Raw genomic sequence first — 17,934 nt, forward strand, 5'->3', positions numbered from 1 at the left:
AACGCATTAAATTGAGAGCCGACCGTCCTACTTAATGTTTTGTTACATACTTATAAATTTTCCCGCCGACCTACTTACATATTTTCTTACCTGCTTTTTCTGAATTTCAGTACCTTCAAATATTGCCAAACTATAGGCGAGTGTCATCAGCAGAATTATGTTAATCAGTCGGTTGCCTTTTAAGCTAGTTCCTTCCAGATCGTAGCCTCCTGTTTTACAATCTCGAAACATTTCTTCAATACCCATCCGCTGCTTATAAGCATTGATAGCTGCCGGCAATGACCCTAAATCTGTGAGTATAAACCACGCTTCATCAACCTTCCATCCCCCGTAGTTCTTTTTCCACTTACAAGCAAGATCAAATTCGGTCGCAGGTCGAGTTTTCCTCACTCTTTTACCTTGAAAATATAAAGAGGTTCCCGGCACTATTCCTAATTCATCTAATCGCTGCCAAACTAAATGCTCTGTTTCGATACAATGATTCTTCTTCAGTCTTAAGCAAAAAGATACACCCTTTTCCCTCAGCCAGTTTCCCAAATCGACCGAACAAAATTCACGGTCTCCTAAAAGGATGACTTTATATTCGGAAAATAATGGTAAAACTTGCTCTATATTTGTCGTTTGTTCCTCGAAGTTGCTGCTGCCCAATTTGGGTAACAATGACCAGTATAATGGAATTCCTCTGCGCTCCCAGATTAAGCTAACCATGAACAAATTAATACAGCCCCATTGGCTGCGAGCGATTGCAATTGATAATCTTTGACCGACAGAGCAATAAGTGGTTAACCAATAAGTAATTAATGGGAACCAAATTAATTCAATCGTTAAGTTAGGTAAATCTAAAAACCTTTGTAATTTACGTCGCCGACTTTCGGCTGTAATTAGACAGGGAAATACTCGGGACAGCCGCTCTAATCTCACTTGTTTTTCTGACTGCATCAATGATAGCAAAACTGTCATCACCAAAAACTGAGATGGCGTCAGGTATTTTTGTAAATGACTCTGGTAGAATCTTAGTATCATTATTTTTTGGATAGGCAAGCGTGTAATAATTCTGCTGCCTATCTTTTTTTACCACAAGTTGGCTCAATCCTTACTAACTATGGGTTTGGGGCGGGTCGTCACCCCCCCAGTTTAGAAAGATGAGTGAATTTGAGCTGGCCTCTGCAATATAAGTTTTGTCAATCTTGTGATGGCGAAACATAGCTTTTACAAATGATTTAAGCCAAAAAACATGACAAAAGGTTTTTGTTGTGAAATAGACAGAAAAAAAGCCAAAAAGCCTGCCGTAGCAGGGCAGAAAGATTCATCACCAGAAAAGTTATTGCGATGCTTGTTTCAGAAGTATTATCAAGTTTAGCCATCACTCTACCGAGGCTGAATCTTCTTTTGGCTTCTCCAAATTTCCCCTCGATTGAGTTACGAATTCTTTCGTCTAATTGAGCTTGTTTTTTTATTGATTTGCTCAGATTTTGGGAAGGTCTTCCTAGACGGACACCGCTCATTCTGATGCCGAGTTTTTTGCACCAAGCTCTATTTTCTTGTGTTCGATATATCCGATCTACATGAATTGATTCAGGGTAAAATCCGGTGAATCGTTTAAATGCTTCTACTTGTGTTTTTAAGTCTCCTGATTCGTTGAAATTATCCCAACTAATTCGGTCTAAAAATACGTACCCATTTCGACAACTCGCTGACAGTTTTGCCCCAAATTCAACGGATTTCCCAGCTTTCCCTCTCACTATAGGGCGGATATGTGGTTGCTTTAAACTTACGATTCTGTCGGGAATACTATGTTCTTTCTTTTCATACATTGATAACTGTTGACGGTAGACTTCGGTAACTACTAACAGCCTTCTATAATGAGATTTCTTTAGTAACTGTAGCTCACCCATTCGCTCTCTATTCGCCAAATTTCTTTGAATGTATTGCAGTTGTTTTTTAATTGCTTTTCTTCTTGCTTTTCTTCGTGGCTTTTTTTGTTTTGCTATGGTTAGGTATTCTTTTCTAGCTTTGTTTCGATAGGTTCTCGGCTTTTTTTTTACGGGTGATTTAGTTTGATTGTGTAGCGCATCTATGATTTTTTCAGTATGTTCTCGGGCTTGATTTAATAGTCCTAAGTCGGTCGGATATTTAATGTCTGCTGGCGCACAGGTTGCATCTAATATTAATTTTCCTTGATTTTTGGGTTCACTCCAGTCTGATGACTTTTTTTCTACTTCTTCTCCTTGTACTTGGGTTTGGTTCTTGACCATTTTTTCAGTGATTTTATTGACTAGGTTGATACCTATTCTTTGCCTAAAATAAACGAACATGGATGAGTCAAATGGTGCTTCATTACTATAACTACTCAGACCTAGGAAGTATTGTAGGTATGGGTTCTCTCTTATTTGTTCTACTGTTTCGGCATCGCTAGTTCCCAATCTTTCTTTGATTATTAATGCCCCTAATGCCATACGAAACGATTTGGCAGGTGCTCCTGTTGAACAGGTAAAATTTTTGGCATATTCTACTTCAAATTCTGACCAAGGAATTATTTTTGCCATGATTACCCAACGATTATTCTCTGATAATTGTCCCTGTCCGTTCAGGTCAAAGTTGGATGGTGCTTTTGGGCTTGGGTCAAGTTTTCGGTACATGAACGAAAGTGATACTGTGCATGGCTTTTGACTAATTTTAGCTCATAGTCTTACACTTGATCGGCGCCGAGGGCGAGTCAAAGTCTTTTCAGGTAAGGGTTTTAGGCTTATTCAGCAAGCCCTAATTAAGTCAAAAGCGGCGTTGCTTAATACAGGTATGAATTCAAGATTTACCAATTGCTATAAGCCCAGTATGGTGAGTTTTGTAACTTCAAGCGAAAAGTTGATTCATACGCCAGAATCAGCAACGCCGGGTAGTATTCCTTTTCCGATTAGATTTGATGTTGCTTGGACTACAAAAAAAACCTCGAATATGTATAATGAGGCGCTGATAAATCTTAGTCCATTCACAATCATTGCTTTCATGACTTGTCCTGGGCTGAGCATTTCTTGGGTTGTTATTCCTACTATTTTATTGACTTATTCTACTAATTCCATCTCGTCTAAGTAGGTAGGCGCAAATAAACCCGGCTGTGTAAAGGAATGTAAAGCTGTCAGAAGCTTTGGGATTGCTTCGTTTCACTGAGTGACCCTCGCTTTTGACTACTTGTGTATTTTCCGACTCATCTACTTATTATGCCTGCTACTATTCCGTTTAGGATCGAAATTTAGGACTTTTAGGGCTTCTTGATGCTCATTCATAGTTTTTTTCCTCTTGGAGCCTAATTCGTTCATTGTAACTCAAAAAAATCTGAAGTGATTACGGAGCAGTCACTTCATGCTTGAATTATAAAAATTTATAACCATCAATTCTATTTAAAGACCTGCGGAATGTGGGATGTACATTTATTGGTTAACGTTAAGCCGACTGATGCCGCTAGCTTTGTCCTGCAAAGAGTTAAAGGCAGGGCTTCCAGTTACTTAAGAAAAGAGTTTCCTGAATAGTGAAAATTGCCTACCTTGTGGACTCCTAGTTATTTTGTCGGTAGTGTTGGCAATGTCTCAACTGAAACCGTCAGAAAATATATTGAAGAACAGAGAAATAAATAATCCGCAACACTGGTAGCCTAAAAACTACAACTGCGTTTCATCAAGAGCTTGAAATACCGGGGTTCTCACGCGACGCGCTATAGGCTCCAGAAGCTAGTCGTTGTTCAAATAACCACTGTTTGCTTTCAGGAGAATCATCCAGCCAGCGATCGATCAAGTCCGCCCATTTGACAGGCAGGCGCAACTCCTGCCAGGTTGAGTGAGAAGCGACAGAAAGATTGTGGTAAAGCGCTGAATCCGAAATAACTTTTTCGATACATTCTGCTAAAGCCAGAGAGTTCCCCGCTTCAAAAATCATCGAATTAATACCGTGCTTTAAGTGGGTTTTAAACATTGGGTGATCCGAAGCTACTATCGGTGTTCTAGTCCGTAAAGCGTGCTGAATAGTCAGGGGAAAGCCTTCGGGATACTCGTGCCTGCTAGTAACTAACACGAGATCGGATTCTCTCATTAAAGGTTCTAAACTCTGAGTTGGCACGATTCCCAGAAAATCTACACAATCTTTAATTTGCAACTCTTCGACTCGCTGGGCAAAAAACTCCTCTTCACCTTTACCTGCCATTTTCAAGTGAACTGATATATTATTCCGTTCTCTTAACGTTGCTACGGCTCTCAATATATCACCCACTCCCTTACTTTGTACTAAGGAACCAGCGTAAAAAAGTTGAAGTTTTTTGATATCCGCAGGGATTTTTTTCGGGGACAAAGAGCCGGGATTGGTCTCTAAGAGAAAGTCCCAGGGAATTATTTTATCAGCTTTTACTCCTATTTGTTGGAACAATAAAGATGACGTAATGCCGTAAGTTCCCACCCATTCTATTTGCTCGTTATTCAACAATTGGGATAGGAAATAGTTGCGGTATTTATTGCGCCAAGTTTTTGTCGCAATAGATTCTGCAAATACAGCGATGGTTTTAATTTTATTTTTTATTATCCACCTAAAAATCTCTGGAAAAGTCGTCCGCATGACTAAATGAGTCGGCTTTTGCTGGGCAATTAACTCGATCAATTTTTGGGTATCAATTTTGTAATTAAATCCGCAACCGATCGCCCGCACGCCGTTTTCTAGAACCCGATCGTTAAATTCTGGTGTCATGCAGCAAATAACCGTTACTGACTCAGCTCGTTTTGCCATCTCGGTGACGGCATCAACAGAATATTTTTGAGCGTAGTATGTTTCGCTTCCACCTTTGGCTAAACGATCAAAGGCTTCTGCGTAATCGCCGGCATACTGAACTATGACTAAGCGCATTTTCCTCAACTCTGGTTGTAAAGTATTTAATAGGACTTACGATGCAAAAGATGTGTAAGTAGGTTGATGAGGACGGTTTGAGGTACCGCCACAACCGCACTATTAATTTTATTTTGCTTCAGTCTTATTATAAAGAGTTTCGGCAACAGCCATGTCAATAGATAGCGGCCGGAGTCGCTTTGTATTGGGGGTTTCAGGCTAATTTTCTCTTGATTTATCTGAGAGTGTGTTGCAAGTATAATGCGGGAATTAATCCCGACTAAGTAAGGAGAAATACTGTCCCCTGCAATTTGACCTCCGAAGTTGCGATCGACACTCACTCTCGACACTCACTATCGGCACTCAGTTAGCATATTGGAGGGGATGCCAGCAGAATTGGGCTATAAAGTTCACAAATCGTGACAATATTTGGTTTTACGGCGCTCAATAAGCCAAAGTTTCTAAAGTTTCTCGCAGATAGGAACGAACCTGCTGATCGAGGGTGGCATTTTGGTGCTGACGCTCAAAATTGAGTTCTAGCTGCCAGCGTTGAAATCCTGAACTTGCGCCGATCGCGGATTTGAGACTGCCCCAGATTTCAGAATCTTCGCACAGCTCGATCGGCTCGGCGGCTTGAGGTTCTTGTGCGATCGGTAGATAATTCGCCATATTGTTATACCTCTGTTTTAATCCCCTGTAAGGATTGAAAGCTGACCTTGACACTCTCTATTATAGATTCTTCTCTCCAAATAGCCAACCTAAAATATTCACAACCTGCGATTTAAAATTAAATATTAAGACTATTAATAATCTCTATCAGAAGAGGGGTGTTACCTATTTTGTTCAAAGCATACATCTGTACAAATTAAAGTAGCTTAAACTACAATTGTCCCCTTCTTAATTTTTTATTTCACTTTTTTTCGCTCTACTCTTCGGGTAGAGATGTAACGCCGTTGGAGTCTGCAGGTTTTGGGTTGACAATACTGCCGACTGACGAATTCTCTATGCCGGATGCTGGCCCAATTGACTCTGCGGGTGCAGCAGCAGCGGCAGTTGTCTCGACGGCTAAAGCCGGCAAAAGTCGATCGACTTGCCAAGGCGCGATCGTAAAATCCTGCCGAATTTTTTCTAAAACATGAGGCTTTGTCGCTGCAAATTCTGATTCCGGCGTCAGCAAAACCGCCATGACACTAGCAGACACCTGCAAAAACAAATTGCTAGCTAAAAAAGCAGCAACTGCCAACAACAATCCAGTCCACCGCCAGGAAGGAGGAAAGGGAGCAACCGTTGCCGCGAGGGGAGCCAATCGGTAGAGTTGCCACAAAATTATTGCCAGCAAAACAGCGACAAAAAAAGCGATTCCTTGATTTAACTTTGTTTTAAACCGAGTCAGAATCCGCTGTTGCAAAGAACTTAAATTCTGGGGTTTCACCGCCACAACTAAAATACTAAAAATGTAAAAAGGGCGGAACCACTGCATCCACAGCACAGGAACAATACCTGCTACAGCCACTAAAAATATTTCTAACCAGACAGGGAGTAGGGGAGAACCCACTGCGAGTCCCAGCAAGCACAGTCCCAGGAAAATCGGCAGTGTAGCCACCCCAGAAAGGTGAATCCACAAAAAAGGATCTGACCAAAAAGAACGCACTTTCAATAATTATGAGTTATGAGTTTTTAATTTTGAGTTTTGATAGTCGGGGACGCATTCTTAAGCAATAAACCTGGTGCAAAGAGTACATCTCTAGAGGTAACACCAAGCATTTTGGGAGGAAACTCGATTGCTGTGCGTAAGTCTTATTGGAGTTTTAAATTTTGAATTTTTAGCAACAGCCAAGACGATGAGGACGTTGTTAATTGTGGATATATTTGCTTTTCTTACTTCTTCCTTCTCTCCTCGATAACTAAAACCTTCTGCCTTCTGGATTCTTGCTTCTGCTATAAGTTAAAAACAAAAGTTGCGAGTGATGACTTTAGGAGTATTGAGTGAAGAGAAGAGTTGCGAGCGATCGGCAATTTAGTTGCGATCGCTCAAAAATTCTCTTCCCTCTCAACACTCACCACTCAAAACTATTGAGAGAGAGTCCGGCGCTTAGTAACCATCCGGTAGGCTTCAATAATATCGCCATCAGCCCAGTCGCTAAACCCGCTCAAGGAAATGCCGCATTCAAAGCCAGCATTGACTTCCTTGGCATCTTCCTTCATCCGTTTGAGGGAGTCGAGGACACCTTCGTAAACGACATTGTTGCCCCGGCGCACCCGCACCTTACAGTTACGGATGACTTTGCCAGAGAGTACCATACATCCAGCCACAGCCCCGCGACCGATCGCAAAGACAGCGCGCACTTCGACGCTTCCCAAAGGTTCTTCCACCAATTCGGGTTCCAGCAGGCCTTCCATCGCCCCTTGAATGTCATCCAAGAGGTTGTAGATGATGCTGTATTCCCGCACGTCTACCCCCGCTTGGTCAGCGGCGAGGCGAGCGTCGGTGGCGAGAGTAGTATTGAACCCGATAATTACAGCATTACTGGCTGCAGCGAGGTCAATATCCGTTTCTGTAATTTCCCCAGGAGCAGATAGCAGCAGTCGGAGTTGAACTTCTTTTTGAGGAAGTTGAGTCAGAGCGCCGACAATTGCTTCGAGGGAGCCTTGGACATCTGCCTTCAAGATCAAGTTTAGTTCCTTGAGAACGCCTTCCTTAGCTTGTTGAGAGAAGCCGCTGAGACTGATCCGGCCGCCTTGGAGCAGGCGTGAATCTCGTCGGGAGGTAGCTCTTCCGCTTGCGATCGCCGCAGCTTCTTTTTCGTTTGCGAAGACATCAAACTCGTCTCCGGCGCGAGGAACTTCCCGCAGCCCCAGCACTTCCACCGCGAAGGATGGAGTTGCTTGGTCTACGCGATCGCCCCGGTCGTCGATCATGGCGCGCACCTTGCCCAAAGCCGAGCCTGCGACCACAATATCGCCCACTCGCAGAGTGCCGTTCTGCACCAGCAGAGTTGCCACCGGCCCCCTTGCCTTGTCGAGGTGAGCTTCAATCACAGTACCCTTAGCCGGTCGGTGCGGGTTGGCGTTGAGGTCTTCCATTTCCGCCACTGTCAGAATCATTTCCAACAGAGTATCGAGGTTTTCGCCTCGGATCGCGCTGACTGGAACCATCGTGATATCGCCGCCCCAGTCATCTGCCACCAAGCCGTACTCAGTCAGCTCTTGCTTCACCCGTTCCGGCTGAGCACCCTCCTTGTCAACTTTATTGATAGCCACGACAATTGGCACTTTCGCCGCTTTCGCGTGGCTGATCGCTTCAATTGTCTGGGGTCGCACGCCGTCGTCCGCCGCCACCACCAAGATGGCGATGTCCGTAACCCGTGTTCCCCGAGCCCGCATCGCTGTAAAGGCTTCGTGGCCGGGCGTATCCAAAAATACCACCTGCTGGCTCTTGCCTTCGTGTTCCACATCTACGTGGTAAGCACCGATGTGCTGGGTAATGCCCCCAGCTTCTCCCTGAGCCACCTTGGTTTTGCGGATCGAGTCGAGCAAGGTAGTTTTACCGTGATCCACGTGACCCATAATCGTTACGACTGGGGGACGGCGTTCCAGGGATTCCAAATCCGCTTCGTCCAGCATCTCGATCACTTTGATAGCTGGGGCTACTTTTTCTGGGGTTTCCACCTCTACGCCCATTTCTTCGGCTACCATCCTCACCGCTGGAATGTCCAGGGTTTCGGTAATATTTACCGCAATTCCTTTAGAGAAAAGCCGCTTAATAATTTCGGTTTCGGGAACAGCCAGACTAACTGCTAGTTCTTGAACGGTCATCGGCCTGCTCAGCAGCAGCTTTTCTGGACGTTCTACCTTAGCTTCGGCTGTTTTGCCCCGGTTGCCGCGTCCCCCGCTCGAACCTGAAGAACTTTTATCGTGAGAAGGGCCTGGTCTCTTATTTTTTCCGCTGCTTCCGGGTGCGCCCGGAGTTGGTGTTGACTTGGGTGCTGCTTGTCCCTTCGCTTTCGCTGGGCGGGCTAGGGACAGGCTGACGGTGACTGGTGCTGGCAGATCCAAGCCGTTTTCTAAGTCATCGTCATCCTCGTCTATGGGTTTGAGGCGAGAACGTTTTGCCTTAACAGCTTTGGCAGCTTTGGCAGCATCTGAGTTTTCGTCATCATCTTCTTCCCAAATGACCGATGTCTTTTTGGCAGGACGAGGGAGGGAGGGCCTTTCGAGGAGAGGAATCTCCAGCAACGGCGTATTATCTTCTTCATTGTCATCAGTGTCATCCCCTAGCGCTCCGGTGCCACCGCCCCGGCTACGCAGCCCGGTAGCTGACGCTGCGGGGGCAAGGCTCCGGCGCGGCCCACCGGGCTGGGGTCGATCTGCCAGTGGAGTTTTGACTGGCCCACCAGGGCCTTCCCGGCGCGGTATGCGCGCGTCGCGAGATTCGGTACCTCCCGGTGCAGGTCTGCTGGGGCGGCTCGGTTTAGGCGGCGCTTCCAGAGTTTCTGACTGTCCTGATTGCTCTTGCTCGGTTTTTGCAAGTTTGAGTACCGGCTTGTTCCCCAGATTTTGTGGGGTACGGCTAGCCGACTCGGACGCCCCTCTGACGGGCGGCGACGTGAGTTTGGCCGAGGGCGCGACCGGCGCGACCGGCGGTTGCTGGGTGCGTTCTGGAGCCTTGGACGACGGCGGTTGAGGTGCCGCCGGTGCCTGAGCCTTGGCGGTGGTTTCCGGGGCGATCGCACCTACATTTTCCGAGACTTCGGACGGAGCCGCCGACACAGCGACATTTGGCTTCGACAGTACAGGTCGATTGATATTCGGTTTAGCTGGAGGCTGGAGTTGTTGAGCAGCAGGCGACTTGGGAGGAGTTGCCACGGTTGCCGCCGGCTGGTTTTTGTTCTCCTCGTTGCCTGCTGGCTGGGAGGAGGCACCAGCCGGCCGTACTTTTGGACTGCGTATTTCTAAAATTTGCTGCTTTTTTTGTTGGTCGTTAGGGTGAGGGCCAGATTCTCTCGATGGCGCGGCTGCTCTTTCGGGTGGAGCTGGCTTGCCGGGGGAAGAGTGGCTACTGGCTACGTATTTTTCCGCCGTTTTGCGAATGCGCTCTGCTTCGGATTCTGTAATTGTGCTGCTGTGGCTCTTGACTGAAATATTGAGCCGCTCGCAAACTGCCAAGATGTCTTTATTATCCAAATTTAGTTCCCGTGATAATTCGTAAATTCTTACTTTGCCGTTGTTCATCCACTCTGCCCTCTTTTGTGCCAACCAGTTTTTACATTGTGATTTTTTGTGCTAATGACGACATCATTCGGTGTGATTGATTCAGTGTCAGGAATCGGGGTTTTGGTACTCGCTCAGCAATTTTATCTAAAAGATGCAACTCGCTGAAGTCTGCGGTTGAAGAATTCTCAAGTCTGTTTGGGAACTTGGAACTCCGAAGTCTGAGTTTTGGCAAAACCCACTCTCTCAAGCTTCAAAGTTTGCCTTTCCACCTTGAGGATACCTCTGCTAGTACCCTACCCTTATCTAATCTGACACAAATCTTTCCAGACTGGTGGGCAGATCGGATTGGGGTTTTATAGCTGGCGCTACCGGTAATTACTGGTAGGGCTGCCAAGAGGGTTTATACAGTCGATGCCGAACTACTGTCGGTTTTTCGTCCGGCCGGCGCCAGAGCAAGATGTACAGTCAGATGTGGCTAAACGCTGCCAAAGTGTTTGGTAGAGTTCGTCAGACACAGGCGCTTTGAGCGCTCGCCCAAGTCGATTTTTTTTCTGAGCTGCTTTGAGGCATTCGGCTTCCCGACAAAGGTAAGCAGAACGGCCCATGCCACGATCTAATTGTACCTGATGAGAAGGATAGAGCCTGACTACTCGCCAAAAAGCTTCCTTATGAGCTATTTTTCGACAACTTGCACAGCACCGGTAGTTCGGTTTCATTTCTTGTGAGAGTGGGAGTTGGGGACAAGTCCTCCTTGTCTGGCGAAGAGAGAAAATTTGATGACAAGGAGTCAGAAGACAGAATTCAGAATTCAAAATACGCCATGCCCCAAGTCAGGGGTAAGGGTCACGGAAAGAATTTTTTCGGCTCCACGATTAAAATCGGAAGCTTTCAACCTCGATTCTCCATCCTGTCGCACATTACCCATTCTGGATTCTGGCTCCTGAATTCTGAATTCTTCGGTAAATGTCACAGTTTTCAGACTGCGGCTTCGGTTTCCTCCGTGGCGGCTGCCTCCTCTTGCTCAAATTCTGCGGTTTCCTCGTCGCCGTCGTAGTCGCCTGCTTCGTCTGCGTCGTAGTCGCCTGCTAGTTCTTCGAGCCTACTTGCTTCTGCTGCCAATTTGCTGTCTTCGGCGGCGCGATCGTACTTAGCAATATCTTTGATATCGATTTTCCAACCTGTCAGGCGGGCCGCGAGGCGGACATTCTGACCTTCTTTGCCAATGGCAAGACTCAGTTGGTCTTCAGCGACCAAAATGTGAGCTCTCCTGCCTTCTGGAGCAACTAAACGCACTTCATCTACTCTAGCGGGACTCAGAGCGTTAGCAATATAAGTTGCTGGGTCTGGAGACCAGCGGATCACGTCGATTTTTTCGCCCCGCAATTCGTTGACTACTACCTGAATCCGCGATCCCCGCGCTCCGATGCAGGCTCCTACAGGGTCTACGTCGCGATCGAGAGTATCAACTGCTATTTTAGTCCGGGGGCCGACGTGCCGGGAGGGCGGATTTGCCTCCCTGGCTACGGCGACAATCCTCACCACCCCGTCTTCTATTTCTGGTACTTCGTTAGCAAACAGGTAAACCACCAAACCTGCGTCGGCTCTAGAAACAAGTAACTGCGGCCCGCGAGTTGAGCCTTCGCCTACTTTTTTGAGATAAACCTTGAATGTAGCGTTTGCCCGGTAATTGTCGTTGGGCAACTGTTCGCGCTTAGGGAGTTCGGCATCTACTTCTGGCTGACCGAAGCTGCTGGTAACTGCTAAAATTACCGACTGCCTCTCAAACCTGAGCACTCTTGCTTGAAGAACTGTTTCTTCTAAATCCTTAAACTCTTCTTGAATCATTTTGCGCTGTTGGTCGCGCAGTTTTTGAGCGAGAACTTGTTTGGTCTGGATCGCCGCCATGCGACCAAATTCTTTTTGATTTGGGGTTACGTCTACGAGCACGATGCTCCCCGGCTGAGCTTCCGTGGCTACTTCTTGCACTTCTAAAAGTGAGATTTCGTGATCGGGATTGGCGACTTCTTCGACAATAGTTTTGTTGGCTAAAACGCGGAAACCTTCTTGTTCTGCGTCGAGTTCTACATCAAAGTTGTCGAAGTATTCTTCGCTGAAGTGGTCGAGTTTTTGGGTGCGGCGGTAGCGTTCGTATCCTTTGAGCAGGGCTTCTCGCAAGGCTGCTTGGACGGCGTGTTTGGGTAAATTGCGTTCTTTGCTAATACCTTCGACCATTTCTTTTAGTCCTGGAAGGGGAACCATTGACATATAAAACTCTCCTTTTTTGCGTTGGTAATAAGTAACCAGTGATCGGTAATTGGTACTTGGAATATTTCGAGAAATAGTGATGACAGAGGAGTGATGAGTTACTGGATAGGATTAGGGGAGCTGGGTGCTGTAACAATTTATTGGTTGTTCCCATTCAACCCGCTGCTACAGATGTGATTGTTAAAAATTAACTCGCAGCCAAGCGTTTTCAGCTTGCTGCGAGGCAATCTCAAAACTCAAATCGGGCGGGCACAGGGGCACCGCCCCTACAACTCAAAACTCAAAGTTTCCCTTTACATCTCCTTTCCTTCGTCTAGTTCAACTTTGACAATCTGAGGACGGGGAATTTTAACCTGTCGCCCTTTTTGATTGAGATAAACCGCTGTTTCATCCCGGCCCAGGAGTAGTCCTTTCCACTCTTTGATTCGCGAGTCGGGTTCGGTGGTTGTGGCTGTCACGGGGAAACCTTTAAAGGTAATAAATTCTCGATCGCTGCTGAGCAATCGGGATATTCCGGGACTGGAAATTTCTAGCACGTAGGCCTCGGGTATGATGTCGGCTGCATCTAACTCGGCATCGAGGGCTGTGCTCATGCGCTCGCAGTCGGCTAAACCAGTGTCTTGTTGGAGGTTGCGGATGTCTACCCGCAAGACGGGAGGATTTTGGTTGGTGTGAAACACTGCTCCCACTACTTCCAATCCCAGTGCTTCCGCAACGGGGGTAGCTAAGTCAATGATTTGTGGGATTAGGGGATGAGTCATATCGAATACTTAAGTTAAAACTCCTAAACTCGGACACGGGCAAGGAAACATTTGTTGTTGAGATTGCTTGGTTTTGAGGTGGTTTGATTAGGTGGCTGCGACTTTCGTCTTCAACTTTGGGACTTACCCAACATCCCAGCAGGGATCTCAAGCGGGGGGGTACCCCTACTAAATCCGTCCTCAACTTGCAAGTCAGACGCCCTGAGCTCTTTTCCTGCGACTAATGCAACAAAAAAAGTGGGCTTGACCCACTCCTAGGTAAAACAATTTCTTCCAAGAAGTTTGAGGACTTCTTCCGATCGAAGCGAGGCCTCAGTTCTCAGTTTAGCTCGATCGCCCGCCCGGTGACAAACTGATCGCCATCGGCGGACTGTCCGAGGGCAGAAGGGGAGAGCTGACAGGGGGAATAAGGACGACTTCATCACCGTTTTGGAGTGGGGTGGGGCGAGGGCAAATTCGTGGTTGATACCGAAGCAGGTGGGTCGCCCCTAGAACAGGGGGAGGAGTGGCACTCAGGCGTTCTAGGACTTGCGATACGGGAGTTTCTTTGGGAAATTCTAATTTCAGTTCGGACAAGCCCTCTGCTTCTTGATAGGGGGTGAAGAGCTTGACAGTGATGGTGATTGGTAGATTAGACATGGGCGATCGCAACATTAACGGTATATTGACAAAACAGCAAAACTAAAATTAACCCTAAAAAATCGCCCTTACTAATGCTGAATTGGAAGCTCAATAACAAACTCTACCCCCCATTCTGGCAAGGCAATGCAAATCAGCTTACCACCATGTTTTGCTTCTACAATCTCACGGCTAATAGACAAACCTAAACCTGTCCCTTTACCTACTGATTTAGTAGTAAACATCGGCGTGAATAAATGCTGCATTACTTCCTGAGTTATTCCAACTCCATTATCAGCAATCCGAATCACCACTCTGTCGCCCTGAAGCATTTCAGTGGAGATCCGAATCTGTGGAGTGTCATTGCTCTGTTGCTTTTCCCTGCAGAGCGGACAACTGATCGTAGACTCTTCTAAAGCATCAATTGCATGCGCTAATACATTCATAAACACCTGATTGATTGGCCCAGGATAGCACTCTACCAGCGGTAATTCGCCGTACTCTTTAATAACCTTAATAGCTGGGCGAGTGCCTTTACCTTTCAATCGATGACCTAAAATCAACAGGGTACTATCTAGCCCATCGTGAATATTCACTGGCGTTAGTGCCGATATATCCAACCGAGAGAAATTACGCAGTGACATAGAAAGATTGTAAAGTCGCTCTGTTCCCACCGCCATTGAATCAATAATTTTTGGCAAATCTTCAACAATAAAATCTAACTCAATCTCCTGGCACTTATCCTCAAATTCTGATGTCGAACTAACGTGGTGCTTGCAAAGCCGAGTTATCTCGATCAAATCGGCAATATATTCCTTGGCAATAGGGATATTATTGGAGATAAAACTAACTGGATTGTTAATTTCGTGAGCTACCCCAGCTACAAGTTGACCCAGACAAGCCATCTTTTCACTTTGAACGATTTGCACCTGAGCTTTTTTAAGATTATCCAAAGCTTGAGAAAGTTCAGCGGTTCGTTCTTCCACCCGTTTTTCTAACTCCTGCGCGAGCTGATGTAACGCTGCTTCGGCTGCGAGCCTGTCTTCAATTTCCCGTTTGAGAAGCAGATTTTGATCTGCGAGAGTTTTAGTCAAAGAACGCAGTTTTAAATGGAGATTGACGCGAGCTAATACCTCATTTTGTTCAAAAGGCTTAGTAATGTAATCCACAGCCCCTAGATTAAAGCCTTTGATCTTATCTCCTATGTCAGAAAGAGCCGTCATAAAAATTACCGAAATTTCGTTCGTCAACGGACTTTCCTTCAGGCGATGACAGGTTTCAAACCCGTCAATTCCTGGCATCATTACATCTAACAGAATCAAATCAGGCTGAGTATATTCAGCCTGTTCGATGGCAGTTTCGCCATCAGTTGCTACCAATATCTCCCATCCAAAACCCGCTAAAGCTTCAGAAAGCACGTCTAGATTGCTAGGATTATCATCGACGATTAAGATGCTACTTGTTTCAATATTTGCTGCCTTCATTGTTTTTATATTATGTGAGATGTAATAAACTCTTTGATTTTTTTGACTTGATACCCTTGGGCTAACTGGCGCAGCTCAACAGCAAAGGAAACAAATTTCCGATCTAATTTCTCTAGGTGTTCACTGCGCTTCACAATTCCTTTCACGTTGCCTCTCATCGCCAGTTCAAGTAGGAGTTCCATTTCTCCGGGCGGGGGAGCAACTACGGAGTTCGATTCAGAAAGTGATTGAGGATCAGAGGAAAAAGGCATAGTGCTAATTTTTTCATTCTTTTGTTCCTCATATATCCATTCAAGTTTTAAATACTTTTGCAATATCTCAAATAGCTCTTCTGCCTGCACAGGCTTACCGAGAAAATCGTTTGCTCCCCCCTCCAAACTTTTATGTTGGTCGGTAGCAAATACACTGGCAGATGAAGCAATGATTGCCACGTCTTTATAGTGTGACAAATTTCGGATGCGGCGCATCATCTCAAAGCCATCTAACACTGGCATCACTAAGTCAGTGATAATCAAATCGAACTTAAACTCTTCTACTTTTTCTAAACCTTCTTGACCGTTTTTAGCTTCGGTTACTTCAAAGCCGAGGGGTTCCAGGAGATTGACAATCACCGAGAGGTTTTCCCATTTGTCATCCACAACCAAAACTTTCTGTTTTCTACCTTGATACCCAACCAGCTTTCTTTGCTGGGCAATGGGAGCATAACAGTTATGCGCTCAGTATAAATACTGATGATAATTTAAGCTGCTGCTTTGAGATTGACACCAATCATTCCATTTAAGTAAGCTACTCGATGAGCCAAGACTTGCGGGACATTTTGCTCATTCCATTGTGCGCCAGAAATTTTGATACGACGACCAATTTGTTTGATTGCTGATTCCACAGCACCCGAGCCAATCGAACAAATCTTATTTGACTGATAATAGTGGTAATTAACGATGCGTGCAGGCGTGTTTGTTGAGATATACGCAGAAATTATGTGCGGCTTTTTTTTTCACATTTGCAAAAAGTTGTTTCGCTTTTTCTACCTGTCCCATCCATAAATAAGCTTGGGCTTCATTGATTCTTCGTTGTGAACCGCCAACCTTATTCAGATTTTCAATCAGATGATACCAGTCAAGGATTTCTCGGCGTTGTCGATTTGGCGCAACTAAAGCGATAATATTCCAAATTCCATCATGTCCATCTCAAGCGACAGGTTACAATCTTAGCGATGGGTTGACTGTTGACCCAATTAATCAGCCCAATGTTATCTTGATAAACCGCGATTAATCCGCTGTTTGTGTGCACTGCTTTATAGTCTTTGTAGATACATTCTAGTCCCTGTGCAGTTCTTAATCTAACTTTTCCTCCATCTACACATAATTCTTCAATTAGTTCTGTGACTATCGGCAACTGAAACTCTTGCCGATGGACTAATCGGGCGTTGTGACATGGCATTGGTTTGGACACCGGTGATGTATTCTAAATCTACTGCCGTTTGCTCGTATGACATATTGGCACTTAATCTCAGACAACATTGTTCCAAATGTGGACTAATTCTTGTGCAGGGCTTAACTCCGAGTATTTTAGCTTGTTTTTCGGTGATTTTTAGTATCCCTAATGTACTGGTAAGTTTTCTGGTTCTGCCGGAAGTTGTTCCCGTTGATTGCTTAAAAAAAAGCTGCAATTTCGGGACTGACATACGGCTGTTGCTGTGTCTGAATAGTTTTTTCTATACGACGCGAGCGTCAACTGTTGTTCAGATTCAGCTTCTGTATATAAAATCTCAGCAATTGCTCTGGTATATTCTTGCAGCTTTCTTTGTTTCTCTGGATTCATAATTTTGCGAGAGTGGTAAACATATTTAATTATGGACTAATGAGGGGTAGGGTATTCCTGAGTATTTGTACTCATCGCATAAGTGTTATGCTCCCCGCGTAGTTCGCCGAGCTGATGGATACTACGTGCAATTCTGTATTGATGCTGAACGAAATGAGAAGCGCGAACCTACTGGACGAACCATTGGTTTAGACTTCGGGCTAACGCACTTCTATACAGACTCTGACGGAAATACCGTAGAGAATCCACGCCATCTGAGAAAGTCCCAAAGGTCACTTAAAAAGCTTAATCGGAGACTCTCTAAAACTCAGAAAGGCTCTAAAAATAGAGTTAAGGCTCGGAATCGTTTAAGCAGAAAACACCTCAAGGTAAGTAGGCGACGTAAAGACTTTGTTGTGAAATTAGCAAGGTGCGTAATCGGGTCTAACGACTTGGTAGCCTACGAAGACTTGTCGGTGCGTAACATGGTTAAAAACAGAAAGTTGTCTAAGTCTATATCAGATGCAGCTTGGACAGCTTTTAGAAATTGGGTTGAATATTTTGGCCAAGTATTTGGGGTGGCGACTGTTGCAGTACCGCCACACTATACAAGCCAAAATTGTTCTAATTGCGGGAAAGTTGCGAAGAAATCTTTAAGTCAGAGAACACATATTTGTCCGCATTGTGGATTTGTTTTAGATCGAGATTGGAACGCCGCTGGCAACATATTAGAACTAGGATTGCGTACCGTGGGGCACACGGGAACCTCAAACGCCTCTGGAGACATCGACCTCTGTTTGAGTGAGGAAACTCCTTCAAATAAGTCGGGTCGCAGAAAGAGGAAGTCTAAACAGTGATGTTTAGAATCACTGCGGCTTTAGCGGGCGTGAGGATGTCAAAGCAGGGTAATTGCTAATTGCTAATTTGGTAAT

At 45.5% G+C, this 17,934-nt stretch carries 12 protein-coding genes and 4 pseudogenes; 2 read left to right on the forward strand and 14 right to left on the reverse strand.

Annotation, left to right across the window (positions count from 1 at the left end; all coding sequences use genetic code 11):
• Positions 1-42: 42 nt before the first annotated feature.
• The 3 genes and pseudogenes from QUA50_RS08610 to QUA50_RS08620 form a co-directional block, all read right to left on the reverse strand.
• Positions 43-939, reverse strand: coding sequence for an IS4 family transposase (locus tag QUA50_RS08610; RefSeq protein WP_333298633.1), 897 nt, complete (start codon positions 937-939; stop codon positions 43-45).
• Positions 940-1,220: 281 nt separating this feature from the next.
• Positions 1,221-2,639 (reverse strand): IS5 family transposase, encoded by a 1,419-nt coding sequence (locus tag QUA50_RS08615; protein ID WP_333262701.1) that lies wholly within the window; start codon positions 2,637-2,639, stop codon positions 1,221-1,223.
• Positions 2,640-2,891: 252 nt separating this feature from the next.
• Positions 2,892-3,086: pseudogene (locus QUA50_RS08620) on the reverse strand (DUF4277 domain-containing protein); the annotation flags it as partial.
• Positions 3,087-3,410: 324 nt separating this feature from the next.
• Between QUA50_RS08620 and tnpA the strand changes: the two are divergent.
• Positions 3,411-3,629 (forward strand): annotated as a pseudogene (tnpA, locus tag QUA50_RS08625) (IS200/IS605 family transposase).
• A 40-nt stretch (positions 3,630-3,669) separates the two neighbouring features.
• On the opposite strand, the gene QUA50_RS08630 reads toward tnpA, so the two are convergent.
• The 11 genes and pseudogenes from QUA50_RS08630 to QUA50_RS08680 all read right to left on the reverse strand — a co-directional run bounded on the left by QUA50_RS08630 (position 3,670) and on the right by QUA50_RS08680 (position 17,023).
• Positions 3,670-4,881, reverse strand: coding sequence for a glycosyltransferase (locus QUA50_RS08630; protein WP_333262703.1), 1,212 nt, complete (start codon positions 4,879-4,881; stop codon positions 3,670-3,672).
• A gap of 423 nt (positions 4,882-5,304) precedes the next feature.
• Positions 5,305-5,529 carry a hypothetical protein gene (locus QUA50_RS08635; protein ID WP_333057837.1) on the reverse strand — a complete coding sequence of 75 codons (225 nt, stop codon included), beginning with the start codon at positions 5,527-5,529 and terminating at the stop codon, positions 5,305-5,307.
• Positions 5,530-5,785: 256 nt separating this feature from the next.
• Positions 5,786-6,511, reverse strand: a complete 726-nt coding sequence (locus tag QUA50_RS08640; RefSeq protein WP_333262706.1) for a low-complexity tail membrane protein — start codon at positions 6,509-6,511, stop codon at positions 5,786-5,788.
• A gap of 419 nt (positions 6,512-6,930) precedes the next feature.
• Positions 6,931-10,092 (reverse strand): translation initiation factor IF-2, encoded by a 3,162-nt coding sequence (infB, locus tag QUA50_RS08645; RefSeq protein ID WP_333262709.1) that lies wholly within the window; start codon positions 10,090-10,092, stop codon positions 6,931-6,933.
• Positions 10,093-10,493: 401 nt separating this feature from the next.
• Positions 10,494-10,790, reverse strand: a complete 297-nt coding sequence (locus tag QUA50_RS08650) for a YlxR family protein (protein WP_333262712.1) — start codon at positions 10,788-10,790, stop codon at positions 10,494-10,496.
• A gap of 259 nt (positions 10,791-11,049) precedes the next feature.
• Positions 11,050-12,339, reverse strand: a complete 1,290-nt coding sequence (nusA, locus tag QUA50_RS08655) for a transcription termination factor NusA (RefSeq protein WP_333262714.1) — start codon at positions 12,337-12,339, stop codon at positions 11,050-11,052.
• A gap of 293 nt (positions 12,340-12,632) precedes the next feature.
• Complete coding sequence (gene rimP / locus QUA50_RS08660) at positions 12,633-13,100, reverse strand: ribosome maturation factor RimP (protein ID WP_333262717.1); 468 nt, start codon at positions 13,098-13,100, stop codon at positions 12,633-12,635.
• A 324-nt stretch (positions 13,101-13,424) separates the two neighbouring features.
• On the reverse strand, positions 13,425-13,739 hold the full coding sequence (locus tag QUA50_RS08665; RefSeq protein ID WP_333262720.1) for a MoaD/ThiS family protein: 315 nt from the start codon (positions 13,737-13,739) through the stop codon (positions 13,425-13,427).
• Positions 13,740-13,810: 71 nt separating this feature from the next.
• Positions 13,811-15,202 carry a response regulator gene (locus QUA50_RS08670; RefSeq protein ID WP_333262722.1) on the reverse strand — a complete coding sequence of 464 codons (1,392 nt, stop codon included), beginning with the start codon at positions 15,200-15,202 and terminating at the stop codon, positions 13,811-13,813.
• A gap of 5 nt (positions 15,203-15,207) precedes the next feature.
• Entirely contained in the window at positions 15,208-15,840 is a 633-nt protein-coding gene (locus tag QUA50_RS08675; RefSeq protein WP_333262725.1) for a response regulator, read from the reverse strand.
• A gap of 101 nt (positions 15,841-15,941) precedes the next feature.
• A pseudogene (locus QUA50_RS08680) lies at positions 15,942-17,023 on the reverse strand (ISKra4 family transposase).
• 95 nt (positions 17,024-17,118) lie between these two features.
• On the opposite strand from QUA50_RS08680, the pseudogene QUA50_RS08685 reads away from it, so the two are divergent.
• Positions 17,119-17,859, forward strand: a pseudogene (locus QUA50_RS08685) (RNA-guided endonuclease InsQ/TnpB family protein); the annotation flags it as partial.
• Positions 17,860-17,934: the final 75 nt, after the last annotated feature.

Origin of the sequence: Microcoleus sp. M2_D5 (assembly GCF_036701935.1) — a bacterium.
In the GTDB taxonomy this organism is placed as follows: Bacteria; Cyanobacteriota; Cyanobacteriia; order Cyanobacteriales; family Microcoleaceae; genus Microcoleus.

What these genes read in the sequence shown, in the direction of transcription:
- QUA50_RS08665 (WP_333262720.1), bottom strand. Translation starts at nt 13,739, where the DNA reads ATGTCTAATCTACCAATCACCATCACTGTCAAGCTCTTCACCCCCTAT.
- infB (WP_333262709.1), bottom strand. Translation starts at nt 10,092, where the DNA reads ATGAACAACGGCAAAGTAAGAATTTACGAATTATCACGGGAACTAAAT.
- nusA (WP_333262714.1), bottom strand. Translation starts at nt 12,339, where the DNA reads ATGTCAATGGTTCCCCTTCCAGGACTAAAAGAAATGGTCGAAGGTATT.
- QUA50_RS08635 (WP_333057837.1), bottom strand. Translation starts at nt 5,529, where the DNA reads ATGGCGAATTATCTACCGATCGCACAAGAACCTCAAGCCGCCGAGCCG.
- QUA50_RS08615 (WP_333262701.1), bottom strand. Translation starts at nt 2,639, where the DNA reads ATGTACCGAAAACTTGACCCAAGCCCAAAAGCACCATCCAACTTTGAC.
- rimP (WP_333262717.1), bottom strand. Translation starts at nt 13,100, where the DNA reads ATGACTCATCCCCTAATCCCACAAATCATTGACTTAGCTACCCCCGTT.
- QUA50_RS08670 (WP_333262722.1), bottom strand. Translation starts at nt 15,202, where the DNA reads ATGAAGGCAGCAAATATTGAAACAAGTAGCATCTTAATCGTCGATGAT.
- QUA50_RS08610 (WP_333298633.1), bottom strand. Translation starts at nt 939, where the DNA reads ATGCAGTCAGAAAAACAAGTGAGATTAGAGCGGCTGTCCCGAGTATTT.
- QUA50_RS08650 (WP_333262712.1), bottom strand. Translation starts at nt 10,790, where the DNA reads ATGAAACCGAACTACCGGTGCTGTGCAAGTTGTCGAAAAATAGCTCAT.
- QUA50_RS08630 (WP_333262703.1), bottom strand. Translation starts at nt 4,881, where the DNA reads ATGCGCTTAGTCATAGTTCAGTATGCCGGCGATTACGCAGAAGCCTTT.